General features: G+C 65.4%; 12 protein-coding genes. 7 read left to right on the forward strand and 5 right to left on the reverse strand.

Translation table 11 applies throughout. The annotated features are described in order from the left end of the window. Positions 1-140: 140 nt before the first annotated feature. The 4 genes from BRAGE_RS0136035 to BRAGE_RS0136050 all read left to right on the forward strand — a co-directional run bounded on the left by BRAGE_RS0136035 (position 141) and on the right by BRAGE_RS0136050 (position 3046). The gene (locus BRAGE_RS0136035; RefSeq protein WP_027561570.1) at positions 141-560 is read left to right on the forward strand and encodes an HIT domain-containing protein; all 420 of its coding nucleotides are present in this window, start codon (positions 141-143) and stop codon (positions 558-560) included. 10 nt (positions 561-570) lie between these two features. After that, positions 571-1509, forward strand: coding sequence for an NAD(+) diphosphatase (nudC, locus tag BRAGE_RS0136040; protein ID WP_027561571.1), 939 nt, complete (start codon positions 571-573; stop codon positions 1507-1509). A 6-nt stretch (positions 1510-1515) separates the two neighbouring features. Beyond that, positions 1516-2439 (forward strand): PfkB family carbohydrate kinase, encoded by a 924-nt coding sequence (locus tag BRAGE_RS0136045; RefSeq protein ID WP_027561572.1) that lies wholly within the window; start codon positions 1516-1518, stop codon positions 2437-2439. Positions 2440-2536: 97 nt separating this feature from the next. Continuing rightward, positions 2537-3046, forward strand: coding sequence for an Lrp/AsnC family transcriptional regulator (locus tag BRAGE_RS0136050; RefSeq protein WP_027547489.1), 510 nt, complete (start codon positions 2537-2539; stop codon positions 3044-3046). A 166-nt stretch (positions 3047-3212) separates the two neighbouring features. Here BRAGE_RS0136050 and BRAGE_RS0136055 read toward each other — a convergent pair whose 3' ends face one another. Both BRAGE_RS0136055 and BRAGE_RS55325 read right to left on the reverse strand, forming a co-directional pair. After that, positions 3213-4712 (reverse strand): phosphomannomutase/phosphoglucomutase, encoded by a 1500-nt coding sequence (locus BRAGE_RS0136055; protein WP_027561573.1) that lies wholly within the window; start codon positions 4710-4712, stop codon positions 3213-3215. A 118-nt stretch (positions 4713-4830) separates the two neighbouring features. Then, a complete protein-coding gene (locus tag BRAGE_RS55325; protein ID WP_156950901.1) occupies positions 4831-4986 on the reverse strand; it encodes a hypothetical protein in 156 nt (51 codons plus the stop codon). A 135-nt stretch (positions 4987-5121) separates the two neighbouring features. Here BRAGE_RS55325 and BRAGE_RS0136060 point away from each other — a divergent pair, with 135 nt between their 5' ends. Beyond that, positions 5122-5748, forward strand: a complete 627-nt coding sequence (locus tag BRAGE_RS0136060) for a transglutaminase-like cysteine peptidase (protein ID WP_027561574.1) — start codon at positions 5122-5124, stop codon at positions 5746-5748. A gap of 41 nt (positions 5749-5789) precedes the next feature. Here the strand turns inward: BRAGE_RS0136060 and BRAGE_RS0136065 are convergent, their stop codons facing one another. The 3 genes from BRAGE_RS0136065 to BRAGE_RS0136075 form a co-directional block, all read right to left on the reverse strand. Next, positions 5790-6302 (reverse strand): TIGR02281 family clan AA aspartic protease, encoded by a 513-nt coding sequence (locus tag BRAGE_RS0136065; protein WP_027561575.1) that lies wholly within the window; start codon positions 6300-6302, stop codon positions 5790-5792. A 317-nt stretch (positions 6303-6619) separates the two neighbouring features. Next, a complete protein-coding gene (gene hrpB / locus BRAGE_RS0136070; protein ID WP_027561576.1) occupies positions 6620-9094 on the reverse strand; it encodes an ATP-dependent helicase HrpB in 2475 nt (824 codons plus the stop codon). 149 nt (positions 9095-9243) lie between these two features. Continuing rightward, positions 9244-10560: a UDP-glucose dehydrogenase family protein gene (locus BRAGE_RS0136075; protein ID WP_028146477.1), complete on the reverse strand. Its 1317-nt coding sequence runs from the start codon at positions 10558-10560 to the stop codon at positions 9244-9246. A gap of 192 nt (positions 10561-10752) precedes the next feature. Here BRAGE_RS0136075 and BRAGE_RS0136080 point away from each other — a divergent pair, with 192 nt between their 5' ends. Continuing rightward, the gene (locus tag BRAGE_RS0136080; RefSeq protein WP_027564763.1) at positions 10753-11820 is read left to right on the forward strand and encodes an acyltransferase family protein; all 1068 of its coding nucleotides are present in this window, start codon (positions 10753-10755) and stop codon (positions 11818-11820) included. Positions 11821-12064: 244 nt separating this feature from the next. Beyond that, the gene (gene polA, locus BRAGE_RS0136085) at positions 12065-15145 is read left to right on the forward strand and encodes a DNA polymerase I (RefSeq protein ID WP_027564764.1); all 3081 of its coding nucleotides are present in this window, start codon (positions 12065-12067) and stop codon (positions 15143-15145) included. Positions 15146-15256: the final 111 nt, after the last annotated feature.

Here is a 15256-nt window from a genome sequence, read left to right on the forward strand (position 1 = left end):
TCGGCGCTCCGCTTCGCTGCGCTTGTCCGGGACGACGACCGTCTATGCAATGGCAGCGGAGCCTTAACCTTCCCCTCGCTAACCCCGTATCGTATGGTCCGACCCAACCAGCCCGCCCCACGGGCCATCCGGAAACGCATATGTCTGATCCCGCCTGGTCGCTGCATTCCCGCCTGAAAGAGGACACCATCGACATCGGCGATCTGCCGCTGTCGAAGGTGCTGGTCATCAAGGACGCGCATTATCCCTGGCTCTTGCTGGTGCCGCGACGGGTCGATGCGGTCGAGATCATCGATCTCGACGAGGTGCAGCAGGCGCAACTGATGACCGAGATCTCTCGCGTCTCGCGCGCGCTGAAGGAGATCACCAAATGCGACAAGCTCAATGTCGCAGCGCTCGGCAACCTCGTGCCGCAGCTTCACGTTCACATCATCGCACGCCGCACCAGTGACGCCGCCTGGCCGCGGCCGGTCTGGGGCGTGATGCCGCCGCTGGCACACGATGCCGCAGAGGTTCAGAATTTCATCAGCGCGCTTCGCCGAAAAATCTGGTTGGGTTGAAAGAATAACAATGTCAGCATTCGACGCATTTCCGCTGGGGCAGCCGGCCTTCGTCACCAATGTCCTCGATCGCGCCGCGCATCTGCGCCGCGACGACGAAAAACTGTTCGCGCTGGAGCAGAAGTCCTCATCGCGCGCCTATGTGGTCTACCGCGACTCGCTGCTGGTGAAGCGCGACGGCGACAAGGCGCGCGCGCTGCTCGGAATCGACGAGGCGCTGAAATGCGGCGCCAATCCCGGCACGATCTTTCTGGGCCTGCGCGACGGTGCCGCGATGTTCGGCATGGGCCTGTCGCAGGCCGCCGCCGAAAAGCTGATCGGCCGCGAGGACTACACCGTCACCGAGCTGCGCGGCATGGCAATGCAGGGCGTGGTTCCGCCCGACGAGCTCTCGGCGATCGCGATGGCGAAGTCGATGGTCAGCTGGCATCAGCGCCATGGCTATTGCGCCAATTGCGGCGCGCGCAGCGCGATGAAGGAAGGCGGCTGGAAGCGCGAATGTCCCGCTTGCAAGGCCGAGCACTTTCCGCGCACCGATCCGGTCGTGATCATGCACGTGGCATCAGGCGAGAAATGCCTGCTCGGCCGCCAGAAGCAATTTCCGCCGGGCATGTTTTCGTGCCTCGCCGGCTTCGTCGAGGCCGCCGAGACGATCGAGGACGCGGTGCGCCGCGAGATATTCGAAGAATCCGGCATCCGCTGCACCGACGTGCAATATTACATGACGCAGCCGTGGCCCTATCCGTCGTCCCTGATGATCGGCTGCAGCGCGCGGGCGCTGAACGAGGACATCGTCGTCGATCACTCGGAGCTCGAGGACGCGCGCTGGTTCACGCGTGAGGAGGCGGCGAAGATGCTGATGCGGACGCATCCCGACGGGCTCGCCGGTCCGCATCCCTTCGCCATCGCCCATCACCTGCTCGGCCGCTGGGTGCACGACAAGAGCTGACCGCCGATGGCGCTACCTGCGACCGCGCCGCGCATCCTCTGCATCGGCATTCCCGTGCGCGACCTGACGTTTCGCGTCGATTCCGTGCCTGCGCGCGGCAGCAAGGCCAATGCCAGCCATCTCGCGGAGATCTGCGGCGGCAATGCGCTCAATGCCGCGATCGCGATTGCGCGACTTGGCGGCCGCGTCTCTTTCGCCGGACCGATGGGCGACGCCGACGAAACATCGAGCGGCTTCATCCTCGCGCGGATGGCCGCCGAGGGCATCGAGACCACGCACATCGTGCGCATGCCGGGTCTCATGACGCCCGTCTCCGCGATCATGATCGATGCGAGCGGCGAACGGACGCTGACCATCTATCGCGATCCCGGCCTGTGGCACGTGACATTGCCCGACGCCGGCGAACTGCTCGCCGATTGCCAGGCGCTGCTGGTCGAGAGCCGCTGCGGCGCCTTTTGCATCGATCTCTGCACTGAAGCACGCCGACGCGGCATTCCCGTCATCGTCGGCGTCGATCGCGCCATGTCGTTGCAGGACGGCCTGCTCACCGCCGCCTCGCACCTGCTGTTTTCGAGCGAGCAAATGCAGGAGACCGCCGGCATCGCTGAGGACGGCGACGCCTTGAAACGCCTCGCCGCCCTGACACTGGCCTTCCTCGCCGCCACCCGCGGCCCCCGCGGCACGATCTGGCTGAACGAGGCGGGCGCGCTGGAGGAGACGGCGGCCTTCCCGGTCGAGGCGGTCGATACGCTGGGCGCCGGCGACGTGTTCCACGGCGCCTTCACCCTTCGCCTCGCCGAGCGGGGCGACGTGCGGGAGGCGCTGCGATTCGCCGCGGCCGCCGCAGCGCTGAAATGCAGCCGCCATGGCGGCGGCCTGGCCGCCCCGCAACGTATTGAAGTTGAAGAGTTTTTGCGCCGCCTGCCCTAGAGCAATTCCATGGATGCGCCGAGATTATGGGCTTGCTGTGGAAGGATTTTCTCTATATCAGGGAAATCAGCCCCTGAAATGGAACAAAGTTCTTCAAATGACTGACCTCGCTGTCCAGATCCCCGAGACCAGCCGCCGCCTCGACGCCATCGACCGCAAGATCCTGATGGTACTCCAGGAGGATGCCTCCCTCTCCGTAGCCGAGATCGGCGACCGTGTCGGCCTGTCCTCGACCCCCTGTTGGAAGCGCATCCAGCGCCTCGAGGCCGACGGCGTGATCCTGAAGCGGGTCGCTCTCGTCGACCAGAACAAGATCGGGCTCGGCATCTCCGTGTTCGTCTCGGTCGAGAGCGCCGATCATTCCGACGCCTGGCTGAAGAAGTTCGCCGAAGCCGTCAGCGCGATGCCCGAGGTGATGGAATTCTACCGCATGGCCGGCGACGTCGATTACATGCTGCGCGTCGTGGTCGCGGACATGCAGGCCTATGACGTGTTCTACAAGAAGCTGATCAGCGCCGTGCCGCTGAAGAACGTCACCTCGCGCTTCGCGATGGAGAAGATCAAGTCGGTGACCGCGCTGCCGATCCCGGCGGTGGTGGCGGCGTAGGCTTCAGAGTTCACCACGCGAAAGCTGTCATCGCCCGCGAAAGCGGGCGATCCAGTATTCCAGAGACAGTGCGTGGATACGGAGAAGCCGCGGCGTACTGGATGCCCCGGTCAAGCCGGGGCATGACGGCGGAGGATGAAGGTGGCCGTCCAGCTGACGTCGCACCTCAAATCGTCTGATTGTACGCGCCGACCTCGGGATGGGTGCGCAGCACGCTGTTCACCATCTCGAACATGTCGTGCATGCGCTGCTCGGAGACCGGGCTTTCGACCACGACGACGAGCTCGGGCTTGTTGGAGGAGGCGCGCACCAAACCCCAGCTGCCGTCCTCGACGGTGACGCGCACGCCGTTGACGGTGACGAGATCGCGGATCGACTGACCGCCGATCTTCGCGCCCTTGGCCTGCAGGTCCTCGAAGTGCTTCACCACCTTGTCGATCACACCGTATTTGACCTCGTCGGCGCAATGCGGCGACATCGTCGGCGACGACCAGGTTTTCGGCAGCGCATCCTTCAGGTCCGCCATCGACTTACCGGGGGCGCGGTCGAGCATGTCGCAGATCGCGATCGCCGAGACCAGGCCGTCGTCGTAGCCGCGGCCATAGGGCTTGTTGAAGAAGAAATGGCCAGACTTCTCGAAGCCGGCGAGCGCGCCGGTCTCGTTGGTGCGGCGCTTCATGTAGGAATGGCCGGTCTTCCAATAGGCGGTCTTCGCGCCCTGCTTCTGCAGCACCGGATCGGTGACGAACAGGCCGGTCGACTTCACGTCGACGATGAAGTGCGCGTCCTTGTGGATTGCCGACATGTCGCGCGCCAGCATCACCCCGACCTTGTCGGCGAAAATCTCCTCGCCGGTGTTGTCGACGACGCCGCAGCGGTCGCCGTCGCCGTCGAAGCCGAGGCCGACATCGGCCTTGTGATGCAGCACGGCGTCGCGGATCGCGTGCAGCATCTCCATGTCTTCGGGGTTCGGATTGTATTTCGGGAAGGTGTGGTCGAGCTCGGTGTCGAGCGGGATCACCTCGCAACCGATCGCTTCCAGCACCTGCGGCGCGAACGCGCCGGCGGTGCCATTGCCGCAAGCCGCGACGACCTTGAGCTTGCGCGTCAGCTTCGGGCGGCCAGTGAGATCGGCGATGTAGCGCGCCGGATAGTTTTCGTGGAACTGGTAGGAGCCGCCGGCCGTGTTCTTGAATTCGGCGTTGAGGACGATCTCCTTCAGCCGCGTCATCTCGTCGGGACCGAAGGTCAGCGGACGGTTGGCACCCATCTTCACGCCGGTCCAGCCATTGTCGTTGTGCGAGGCCGTGACCATGGCAACGCAGGGCACGTCGAGATCGAACTGCGCGAAATAGGCCATCGGGGTCACGGCGAGGCCGATGTCGTGCACCTTGCAGCCCGCCGCCATCAGGCCGGAGATCAGCGCATATTTGATCGAGGCCGAATAGCCGCGGAAATCATGGCCGGTGACGATCTCCTGCTTGACGCCGAGCTCGGCGATCAACGCGCCCAGCCCCATGCCAAGCGCCTGGATTCCCATCAGGTTGATTTCCTTCTGGAACAGCCAGCGCGCGTCGTATTCGCGAAAGCCGGTCGGCTTCACCATCGGCTCGGATTCGAAGCCGTAGGTATTGGGCAAAAGTACGGATTTCGGCTTGGGAAACATTGAGACAATCTCGCGAATGGCTGGGATTGCCGCAGCCTTAGCGAATGCCGGGCTGCAGCGGAAGGAGGGAATGGCAGCTTATGGCTGATAATTGCGGCAGTTTGGTAACGGGAAAACCTTACTGTTGCTTCGCGATGCGCGCATCGTGCGGACGAAGCGCGGCAGAAATCTCGGCCAGGATTTGATCCGTTTCAGGCGGATGCGCATATTGTGCTTCACAATCTCTGATCGAGAATTCGTGTTGCAACCAATCCGCCTCGGCGCCTTTATCCAATCAGGATTACTCCGTCTCGCCCGGTAAGCGATCCACAATCGCCATGGTGGGGGGACGCGGCCAGCTGATCATTAGAGAATTAAGTCAAGCCTCCTCTCGAGCTCTCTCCTCGACGTAACGCGTAGGAGACAAAGCATGCGCATGGCACCGATCCTGGCTGCGATGGCAGCCGGCGTGACCTTGTCGATCTGCCAAACGATGACCGCTCATTCGGCCAACGAGAGGTTGTCTGGGCCGCCGACCAGTGCCTCGCCGGCGCCCCTCCACCTCAGGTTCGGCGATCTGACGCTTCCGCCGATGGCATATACGAAGTTCTGCCTGAACTACCGGGACGAGTGTCGCCCTCGCCTGCTGTTTCGTGGCGGTCCGGTTCACTTGACCGAGGCACGATGGAAGGATCTGAAAGAGGTCAACGAGACCGTAAACAGCAGCATCGTCCCGGAGCCGAACGAACTGGGTCTCGCCGCAGAAACCTGGCTGATCGATCCCGCGCGCGGCGACTGCAACGACTACGCCGTCAGCAAGCGCCACCGGCTCCTGAGTCGAGGCTGGCCCCAGCGGGCGCTTCTGCTCGGCGAGGTCGTGACCGTCTGGGGCAAGCGTCACCTGGTGTTGGTCGTTCGAACCCAGAGCGGCGATCTGGTGCTGGATAATCTGACGGCGCAGATCAGACCTTGGCCGCGCGCACCCTACCGCTGGATTCGCATTCAATCGCCGAGCGACCCGCGATATTGGAACTTCGTCGCACCCCGCAGCGTGTAGGGCTTCGCTTCGCCGTCAGGCCGGTGGATGGAGGCGCGTGCCTACTGCTCCAGCACCATCTGGCCGTTGGCGTATTCGAAGCGCTTGAGGCGGGACAGGAAGGAGAGGCCGAGCAGGTTCTCCGACAGCGCCTCGTCGGGAAGCACCATGGCATCGACGTCGCGCACGACGAGGCCGCCGACATCAAGCATGGCGATGCGGGTGCGCGCGGCCTTGATGGTCCCGTTGGCGGTGGAGACGGTGGCGTTGTACTCGCTGCGCGACGGGCGCAGGCCGAAGCGGGCCGCAGAGGTCTCGTTCAGCGCGACGACGGAAGCGCCGGTGTCGACCATGAAGCCGATGCGCTGGCCCTCGATCCGGCCCTCGGTCTGGAAATGACCGCGGCCATCGCGCGGGATGTTGAGCGTGCGGCCGCCGGCCGGCGCCGTGGCCGCAAGAGCGACCGTCGTGCGCGGCGCGGAGGTCGCGGACGCCGAGCTCATCTTGTCCGCCATCTGCGCCATGAAGGTGCCAAGGCCGATCATGACGGCCGCGATGATCATAATGTTACGCATCACACCACTTCCGAGCCGGAAAGCCCGATTTCACCACGCCACACGCCCGCCCGCGAGCGACGCCGCGGGCAGAGCGGTGCCATTTTGACGAAAAGGATGAGCGAACGGTTAATGCGGAAGCTTGAACCTCTTCCCGCAGGCTACGCATCGTGCGCTCGGGGCGCCGACAGTCTCCACAACGTCATGGCCGGGCTTGTCCCGGCCATCCACGTCTTGCCATGCAGCACAAAGAACGTGGATGCCCGGGACAAGCCCGGGCATGACGAGAATGTTCAAACGCGATCGCCCTGCCGCCTGCGGGCGAGGGAGACCGCATCTCACGTCCCGCGCGGCTTCGCGCGTCTTGTCGGCACGGCGCTGGCGGGATCGTCCGGCCAGGGATGGCGCGGGTAGCGGCCGCGCAAGTCGGAGCGGACCGCGGCATAGCTGCCGCGCCAGAAGCCGGGCAGATCGCGCGTCACCTGGACCGGGCGCTGCGCCGGCGACAGCAGTTCCAGCACCAGCGGCACCTTGCCGGCGGCAATCGAGGGATGGACGTTGAGACCGAACAATTCCTGCAGCCGCACCGCGATGGTCGGCCCCTGCTCCGCCTCATAGTCGATCGCGAGCACGCTGCCGGTCGGCGCCTCAAAATGCGTCGGCGCTTCGCGGTCGAGCCGCGCGCGCATCTCCCATGGCAATAGCGCCATCAATGCGTCGGAGAGATCGCCCGGCGAGATGTCCTTGAGCGCGATCTTGTCGTAGAGCGCCGGCACCAGCCAATCGTCGCGCCGCGCGATCAGCCCGTCGCCCGACAGATCGGGCCAGCTTTCGCCTTCGGCCTTGCGCAGGAACATCACGCGGTCGCGCCATTGTTTGGCGGCCTTCGACCAGGGCAGCCGGTCGAGGCCCACCGCGATCAGCCCGTCGGCAAAAATGTGCGCGGTGTCCTCCGAGGGCGACACGGCGAGTGTCGCCTCGGAGAGCGTGATCGCATGCAGCGCGCGCTTGCGCCGCGCGCGCAGCGCCATCGCGCCGCGGTCGAACGTAATCTCGTCGACGCTCTCGATATGCTCGGCGAAATGCCGCTCGATCTCGTCCTGCGTGATCTGCGCGGCGAGCAGGATGCGTCCGCTGGCGGCCGTGCCCGTCATCTCGCCGACCGCGATGTAGGGCGCGCGGGCGAGCGAAGACGTCTGCTCCACGGCAGCGCCGCGGCCATTGGCGAGCACGAAACTGCCATTGCCGCGGTTGCGTGCGACACGGTCCGGGAAGGCATAGGCGAGCATCAGGCCGGTGGAGAGATCGTCCGGCTCACCCGCTTTCTCTGTGACCGCCACCTGCGAGGCCCAGCGCCGCGCCAGATCACGCGCGCTGGCGGCACGCGGCGAGCGGTCGCGGCGAAACTGGTCGCGCCGGTGCTCGAGATCGACGCTGTCGCCGCCGAGGCCACGTTCGGTGATGATGGCCGCGATCTCGGCGGCGGCTTCGCCTTCGCCAGCGCGATGCGAATCCACGATCATGCGCGCCAGTCGCGGCGGCAGCGCCAGCGCGCGCAGGCTCTTGCCCTCCGCGGTGATGCGGCCATCGCCATCGAGCGCGTTGAGCTCGCTGAGCAGGCTTTTTGCTTCCTTCCAGGCCGGCTGCGGCGGCGGGTCGAGGAATGACAGCGCGGCAGGATCCGCGACGCCCCATTGCGCGAGGTCGAGCACCAGCGAGGACAGGTCGGCGCTGAGGATCTCCGGCTGGGTGTAGGGCGCAAGCGAAGCCGTCTGCGGCTCGTCCCAGAGCCGGTAGCAGACGCCGGGCTCGGTACGGCCGGCGCGGCCGCGGCGCTGGTCCACCGCCGCACGCGCGGCGCGCACGGTCTCGAGCCGGGTCAGGCCGATGTCGGGCTCGTAGCGCGGCACGCGGGCAAGACCGGAATCGACCACGATGCGGACGCCTTCGATGGTGAGCGAGGTTTCCGCGATCGAGGTCGCCAGCACGACCTTGCGCGTGCCCTTCCGCGCCGGCGCGATGGCGCGATCCTGCACGGCGGCGTCGAGCGCGCCGAACAGCGGCACGATCTCGATGGAAGCGTCCTGCACGCGCTCGCCGAGGAAGTTCTGGGTGCGGCGGATCTCGGCGGCGCCCGGCAGGAAGGCCAGCACCGAGCCGCTATCGGCGCGGAGCGCGGAGGCAATCGCATCCGCCATCTGCCGCTCGACCGGCGCGTCCGCCTTGCGGCCGAGATAGCGCGTTTCGACCGGAAACGCCCGGCCCTCGCTCTCGACGACAGGCGCCTCGCCGAGCAGCTTGGCGACGCGGGCGCCGTCGAGCGTTGCCGACATCACGAGGATGCGCAAGTCTTCGCGCAAGCCGAGTTGCGCATCGCGGGCCAGCGCGAGGCCCATGTCGGCATCGAGCGAACGCTCGTGGAATTCGTCGAACAGGATCGCGGCAACGCCTGAGAGCTCGGGATCGTCGAGGATCTGGCGGGTGAAAATGCCTTCGGTCACGACCTCGATGCGCGTGGCGCGAGATATCTTCGAGCCGAAGCGGACGCGGTAGCCGACGGTCTCCCCAGTGCGCTCGCCGAGCGATTTGGCCATGCGGTCGGCGCTGGCGCGCGCGGCGATGCGGCGCGGCTCTAGCACGATGATCTTCTTATTCTGCGCCCAGGGTGCGTCGAGCAGCGCCAGCGGCACGCGCGTGGTCTTGCCGGCGCCGGGCGGCGCCACCAACACGGCGGCGTTATGCGCCTCCAGCGTGCGCGAGAGGTCGTCGAGCACGGCATCGATCGGGAGGGGGGTGTCGAAGGTGCGAGGCAAATAGCTTTATCCGTTCGTCATGCCCGGGCAAAAGCGCGAAGCGCGTCTTCGCACAAAAGTCCCGGGCGTCCACGTCTTGGATTAGAAAACAGACGTGAATGGCCGGGACAAGCCCGGCCATGACGGAATTATGCACTGTCGTGGGAGCGTCAGCCCTGCACCGGCGGACGCCCGACGCTCTCGTAGGTGAAGCCCGCGGCCTCCATCTCTTCCGGGCGATAGATATTGCGGAGGTCGACGACGATGGGCTGTGCCATGGCGCTCTTCAGCCGGTCGAGGTCGAGCGCGCGGAACTGCACCCATTCGGTGACGATGACGACCGCGTCGGCGCCTTGCGCGCACGAATAGGCGTCCTCGCAATAGGTGATGCTGGGCAGCTCACCCTTGGCCTGCTCCATGCCGACCGGGTCGAACGCCTTGACCGTCGCACCCATATCGATCAGGCCGGTCACCAGCGGGATCGACGGCGCATCGCGCATGTCGTCGGTGTCGGGCTTGAAGGTGAGGCCGAGCACCGCGATGGTCTTGCCGCGCAACGAACCGCCGAGCGCCTGGCTGACTTTGCGCGCCATCGCGCGCTTGCGGTTCTCGTTGACCGCCAGCACGGACTCGACGATGCGCAGCTGCACGTCATGGTCCTGCGCGATCTTGATCAGCGCCTTGGTGTCCTTCGGGAAGCACGAGCCGCCGAAGCCGGGACCGGCATGCAGGAACTTGGTGCCGATGCGGTTGTCCAGGCCAATGCCGCGCGCGACCTCCTGGACGTTGGCGCCGGCCTTTTCGGACAGGTCCGCGATCTCGTTGATGAAGGTGATCTTGGTCGCCAGGAACGCGTTGGCGGCGTATTTGATCATCTCGGCGGTGCGGCGCGCGGTGAACATCAGCGGCGCCTGGTTCAGCGACAGCGGGCGATAGATGTCGCCCATCACCTTGCGGCCGCGCTCGTCGTTGGTGCCGACCACGATGCGGTCGGGGAACTTGAAGTCGCGGATCGCGGCGCCCTCGCGCAGGAATTCGGGGTTGGAGGCGACGACGACGTCAGCGTTCGGATTGGCCGCGCGGATGATGCGCTCGACCTCATCGCCGGTGCCGACCGGCACGGTCGACTTGGTCACCACCACGGTGAAGCCGGACAGCGCCTGCGCGATCTCCTTCGCGGCGGCATAGACATAGGACAGGTCGGCGTGGCCGTCGCCGCGGCGCGAGGGCGTGCCGACCGCGATGAACACGGCGTCGGCCTCGGCGACCGGCTTCGACAGATCGGTGGTGAAGTCCAGCCGCTTGGCCTTGACGTTGTTCGCAACGAGCTCGTCCAGCCCGGGCTCGTAGATCGGGATCTCGCCGCGATGAAGGCTAGCGATCTTCTTCTCATCCTTGTCGACGCAAGTGACGTCGTGACCGAAATCCGCAAAGCAGGCCCCGGATACCAGTCCCACATAACCCGTGCCGATCATCGCGATTCGCATGAAAAACCCTGTTCTGGCTGGTTAACGAAACCCCAACTCGGGGCGGTTTAGCACTTTCCGATGGGGAGGGAACAGTCCGCATGCAAAAACCGGCACGCGACTTGAACCGGTAAAGAAGTCGGAAACCACTGGGATCCAAACTGCCCCACGCCCACACAGAGCCGGGCGGAACACGCCTCGAAACGGGACATCATGGCATCATCAGGCACAATCGCCGCAACCGGGAGCCCGAAGGCCCCGACGGCCGGGCGTGTCGACTGGGTCGACTACGCCAAGGGCATCTGCATCATCATGGTCGTGATGATGCACTCGGTGCTGGGAGTGGAGCTCGCCGCCAGCGAGACCGGTTTCATGCATGTCCTGGTGGCCTTCGCAAAGCCGTTCCGGATGCCCGATTTCTTCCTGATCTCGGGCCTGTTCCTGCCACTGGTGATCGATCGGGACTGGCGAACCTATCTCGATCGCAAGGTGGTGCATTTCGCCTATTTCTATGTCGTCTGGGTGACAATCCAGTTCGGCTTCAAGGCGCCCGCCTTCGCCGCGGAATCGAGCTGGCGTGACGCCGGCCTGCTGTATCTGGAATCCTTCATCGAGCCGTTCGGAACGCTGTGGTTCATCTATCTGCTGCCGGTGTTCTTCGTCGTCACAAAACTGACACGGCGAATCCCGCCGCTCGCGGTCTGGATCATGGCCGCCGCGCTGGAGACGGCGCGCATCGCAACCGGCTGGACCGCGATCGACGAATTCTGCGCGCGCTTCGTCTACTTCTATTCGGGTTACCTGTTCGCGCCTTACGTGTTCGCGCTGTCGGATCGCGCGCGGAAACATCCCGCGCTGGCGCTCGCTGGACTTGCGACCTGGGTACTGGTCAATGCCGGCCTCGTCGCCTCTGGCGCCAGCGAGTGGAAGATCGTCTCGCTCGTGCTCGGTTTCGCCGGCGCCTGTGCCATCATCACGATGGGCACATTGCTGGCGCGCGCGCATTGGCTGAACTTCTTCCGCTTCTGCGGCGAGCATTCGATCGTGATCTATCTCGCCTTCTTCCTGCCGATGGCGGCGACCCGTACGCTGCTCTTGCGTACCGGCGTCATTCCCGACATCGGCACGGTGTCGCTGATTGTGACCATAGTCGGCGTGATCGGTTCGCTCGCCATCTGGCAGGTCGCGCTGCGGCTCAATGCGCACTTCCTGTTCGAGCGTCCGGATGCGTTCTGGATCGCGCCGAGGAAGGCGGGGCCGGTGTTGCAGGCGGCGGAGTAATTGCGCTGTCGTCCCTGCGCACGCAGGGACCCATACCGCGTGATTTGTCGATGGATCGCGGTCTCCGTACCACGGCCTAGTCACAGTCAACCTTCGCCAAACTCTTCCCTGTGGTTATCGCGACGAGCGCAAGCGCTCGCGCGGGGGTCCCCGCGTTCGCGGGGACGACGAGAGGTGTGGGAATCCGCCCAAAAATCCCCCTTCCAAGGCTGTCAAAACCCGCAAAAATTCATACATTGCGGCCATGCCCAAAACATCCCCGAAGACCACCGCCAAAGCTGACACCAAGGCTGCGCCCAAGGCTAATGAAGCCCCGGCCGCAGCCGACACCAAAGCCGCTGCGCCAGCTGCTGCCAAACCGGTTGCGGCGAAGGGGGTTGGCAAGGGCGACCACGTGTTCCTGGTCGACGGTTCCGGCTACATCTTCCGCGCCTATCACGCGCTGCCGCCGCTGAACCGCAAGTCGGACGGCTTGCAGGTCAATGCCGTGCTCGGCTTCTGCAACATGCTGTGGAAGCTCTTGCGCGACATGCCCGAGGACAACCGGCCGACGCATCTGGCGATCGTGTTCGACAAGTCGGAAGTCACATTCCGCAACAAGATCTACGCTGATTACAAGGCGCACCGGCCGCCGGCGCCTGACGACCTGATCCCGCAATTTGCGCTGATCCGCGAAGCCGTGCGCGCCTTCGACCTGCCCTGCCTGGAGCAGGCCGGCTTCGAGGCCGACGATCTGATCGCGACCTATGTGCGGCAGGCCTGCGAGCGCGGCGCGAGCGCGACCATCGTCTCCTCCGACAAGGACCTGATGCAGCTCGTCACCGACTGCGTCACCATGTACGACACCATGAAGGACCGCCGCATCGGCATCCCCGAGGTGATCGAGAAGTTCGGCGTGCCGCCCGAGAAGGTGGTCGAGGTGCAGGCGCTGGCCGGCGATTCCACCGACAACGTGCCGGGAGTCCCCGGCATCGGCATCAAGACCGCCGCGCAGCTGATCGTCGAATATGGCGACCTCGACCAGCTGCTGTTCCGTGCCGGCGAGATCAAGCAGCCGAAGCGGCGCGAGGCGCTGCTCGAGAATGCCGAGAAGGCGCGGATCTCGCGCAAGCTGGTGCTGCTCGACGACAAGGTCGATCTGGACGTGCCGCTGGACGATCTCGCGGTGCACGAGCCCGACGCGCGCAAGCTGATCGCCTTCCTGAAGGCGATGGAATTTTCCACGTTGACGCGCCGCGTCGCCGACTATTCCCAGATCGATCCCGCCAATGTCGACGCCGATGCCAGCAACAGCAGCGGCGCGCGGGCCGGCGAGAGCGCGAAGGCGAAATCGCCCGAGAGCTCCGGCGACCTGTTCGGCGGCCCTGCAAAGACGGCAACGGGCGGCGACAAGGGCGACAAGACGGCGAGCCTCAAGGGCGCGCCGATCTCGCTCGCGGCCGCGCGCGAGGAGGCCTTGCGCAAGCTTCCGGTCGACCGCAGCAAATACCAGGCGGTCAAGAGCCTCAAAGAGCTCAACGCCTTCATCGCGCGCATCCACGATGCCGGCCAGGTCTCGATCGAGATCAAGGCCAACTCCATCGACCCGATGCAGGCCGATCTCTGCGGCGTCGCGCTGGCGTTGGCGCCGAACGAGGCCTGTTACGTGCCGCTGGCGCACAAGCAGGCCGGCGGCGGTGCCGGCCTGTTCGATGCGGGACTCGCGCCCGACCAGGTCAAGCATGACGAGGCGATCGACGCGCTCCGCCCCGTGCTGGAATCACCGGGAATCCTCAAGATCGGCTTCGACGCGAAGTTCAGCGCCGTGATGCTGGCGCAGCACGGCATCACCTTGCGCAGCATCGACGATGCGCAGCTGATCTCCTATGTGCTCGACGCCGGCCGCGGCTCGCATGGGCTGGAATCGCTGTCCGAGCGCTGGTTCGGCCACGCCATGCTGAAGGAGAGCGAGCTGCTCGGCAGCGGCAAGGGCAAGATCACCTTCGACCAGGTGCCAATCGACAAGGCGGCGCCTCTGTCGGCGGAAGGCGCCGACATGGCGCTGCGCGTGTGGCGCGTGCTGAAGCCGCGCCTCGTCGCGGAGCGCATGACCGCCGTCTACGAGACGCTGGAACGGCCGCTGGTCTCGGTGCTCGCGCGCATGGAGCGGCGCGGCATCTCGATCGACCGCCAGGTGCTGTCGCGGCTGTCGGGCGAGTTCGCCCAGACCGCCGCGCGCGTCGAGGCCGAGATCCAGGAGATCGCGGGCGAGCCGGTCAATGTCGGCAGTCCCAAGCAGATCGGCGACATCCTGTTCGGCAAGATGGGATTGCCGGGCGGCAGCAAGACCAAGACCGGCGCGTGGTCGACCACCGCACAGGTGCTCGACGAGCTCGCCGAGCAGGGCTACGACTTCCCGAAGAAGATCTTGGAGTGGCGTCAGGTCTCGAAGCTGAAATCGACCTACACCGACGCGCTGCCGACCTACGTCCATCCGCAGACCCATCGCGTGCACACGACCTACGCGCTGGCCGCGACCACCACGGGCCGGCTGTCGTCGAACGAGCCGAACTTGCAGAACATCCCGGTGCGCACCGAGGACGGGCGAAAGATCCGCCGCGCCTTCATCGCGACGCCGGGCAACAAGCTCGTTTCCGCCGACTATTCGCAGATCGAGCTGCGGCTGCTCGCCGAGATCGCCGACATTCCCGTGCTGAAGCAGGCGTTTCGCGATGGGCTCGACATTCACGCCATGACGGCGTCCGAAATGTTCGGCGTGCCGATCGAGGGCATGCCGAGCGAGATCCGCCGCCGCGCCAAGGCGATCAATTTCGGCATCATCTACGGCATCTCGGCGTTCGGGCTAGCCAACCAGCTCGGCATCGCACGCGAAGAAGCCTCCGCCTACATCAAGAAGTACTTTGAGCGCTTCCCAGGTATCCGCGCCTATATGGACGAGACCAAGGAATTCTGCCGCAAGAACGGCTATGTGACGACGCTGTTCGGCCGCAAGATGTACTATCCCGACATCAAGGCCTCCAACGCCTCGGTGCGCGCCTTCAACGAACGCGCCTCGATCAATGCCCGCCTGCAAGGCACCGCGGCCGACATCATCCGCCGCGCCATGACGCGGGTGGAGGACGCTCTGGCGCAGAAGAAGCTCTCGGCGCAGATGCTCTTGCAGGTGCATGACGAGCTGATCTTCGAGGTGCCGGACGCCGAGGTCGAGAAGACGCTGCCGGTCGTGCAGCACGTCATGCAGGACGCGCCGTTCCCAGCGGTGCTGCTGTCGGTCCCGCTGCATGTCGACGCGCGCGCCGCGAACAATTGGGACGAGGCGCATTGAATCTCTTTACCTCTCCCCGCCTGCGGGGAGAGGTCGGATCACATCGCAGATGTGATCCGGGTGAGGGGGTACAGGTCTATCGACGACCGCCCGTGCGGAGAGAGGCCCCTC

The sequence above is a fragment of the Bradyrhizobium genosp. SA-4 str. CB756 genome, assembly GCF_000473125.1.
Lineage (GTDB): Bacteria > Pseudomonadota > Alphaproteobacteria > Rhizobiales > Xanthobacteraceae > Bradyrhizobium > Bradyrhizobium arachidis.

Excerpts from the sequence above, each read along its gene's own strand:
- BRAGE_RS0136035 (WP_027561570.1), top strand. The coding sequence starts at position 141 with ATGTCTGATCCCGCCTGGTCGCTGCATTCCCGCCTGAAAGAGGACACC.
- nudC (WP_027561571.1), top strand. The coding sequence starts at position 571 with ATGTCAGCATTCGACGCATTTCCGCTGGGGCAGCCGGCCTTCGTCACC.
- BRAGE_RS0136045 (WP_027561572.1), top strand. The coding sequence starts at position 1,516 with ATGGCGCTACCTGCGACCGCGCCGCGCATCCTCTGCATCGGCATTCCC.
- BRAGE_RS0136050 (WP_027547489.1), top strand. The coding sequence starts at position 2,537 with ATGACTGACCTCGCTGTCCAGATCCCCGAGACCAGCCGCCGCCTCGAC.
- BRAGE_RS0136055 (WP_027561573.1), bottom strand. The coding sequence starts at position 4,712 with ATGTTTCCCAAGCCGAAATCCGTACTTTTGCCCAATACCTACGGCTTC.
- BRAGE_RS0136060 (WP_027561574.1), top strand. The coding sequence starts at position 5,122 with ATGCGCATGGCACCGATCCTGGCTGCGATGGCAGCCGGCGTGACCTTG.
- BRAGE_RS0136065 (WP_027561575.1), bottom strand. The coding sequence starts at position 6,302 with ATGCGTAACATTATGATCATCGCGGCCGTCATGATCGGCCTTGGCACC.
- BRAGE_RS0136075 (WP_028146477.1), bottom strand. The coding sequence starts at position 10,560 with ATGCGAATCGCGATGATCGGCACGGGTTATGTGGGACTGGTATCCGGG.
- BRAGE_RS0136080 (WP_027564763.1), top strand. The coding sequence starts at position 10,753 with ATGGCATCATCAGGCACAATCGCCGCAACCGGGAGCCCGAAGGCCCCG.
- polA (WP_027564764.1), top strand. The coding sequence starts at position 12,065 with ATGCCCAAAACATCCCCGAAGACCACCGCCAAAGCTGACACCAAGGCT.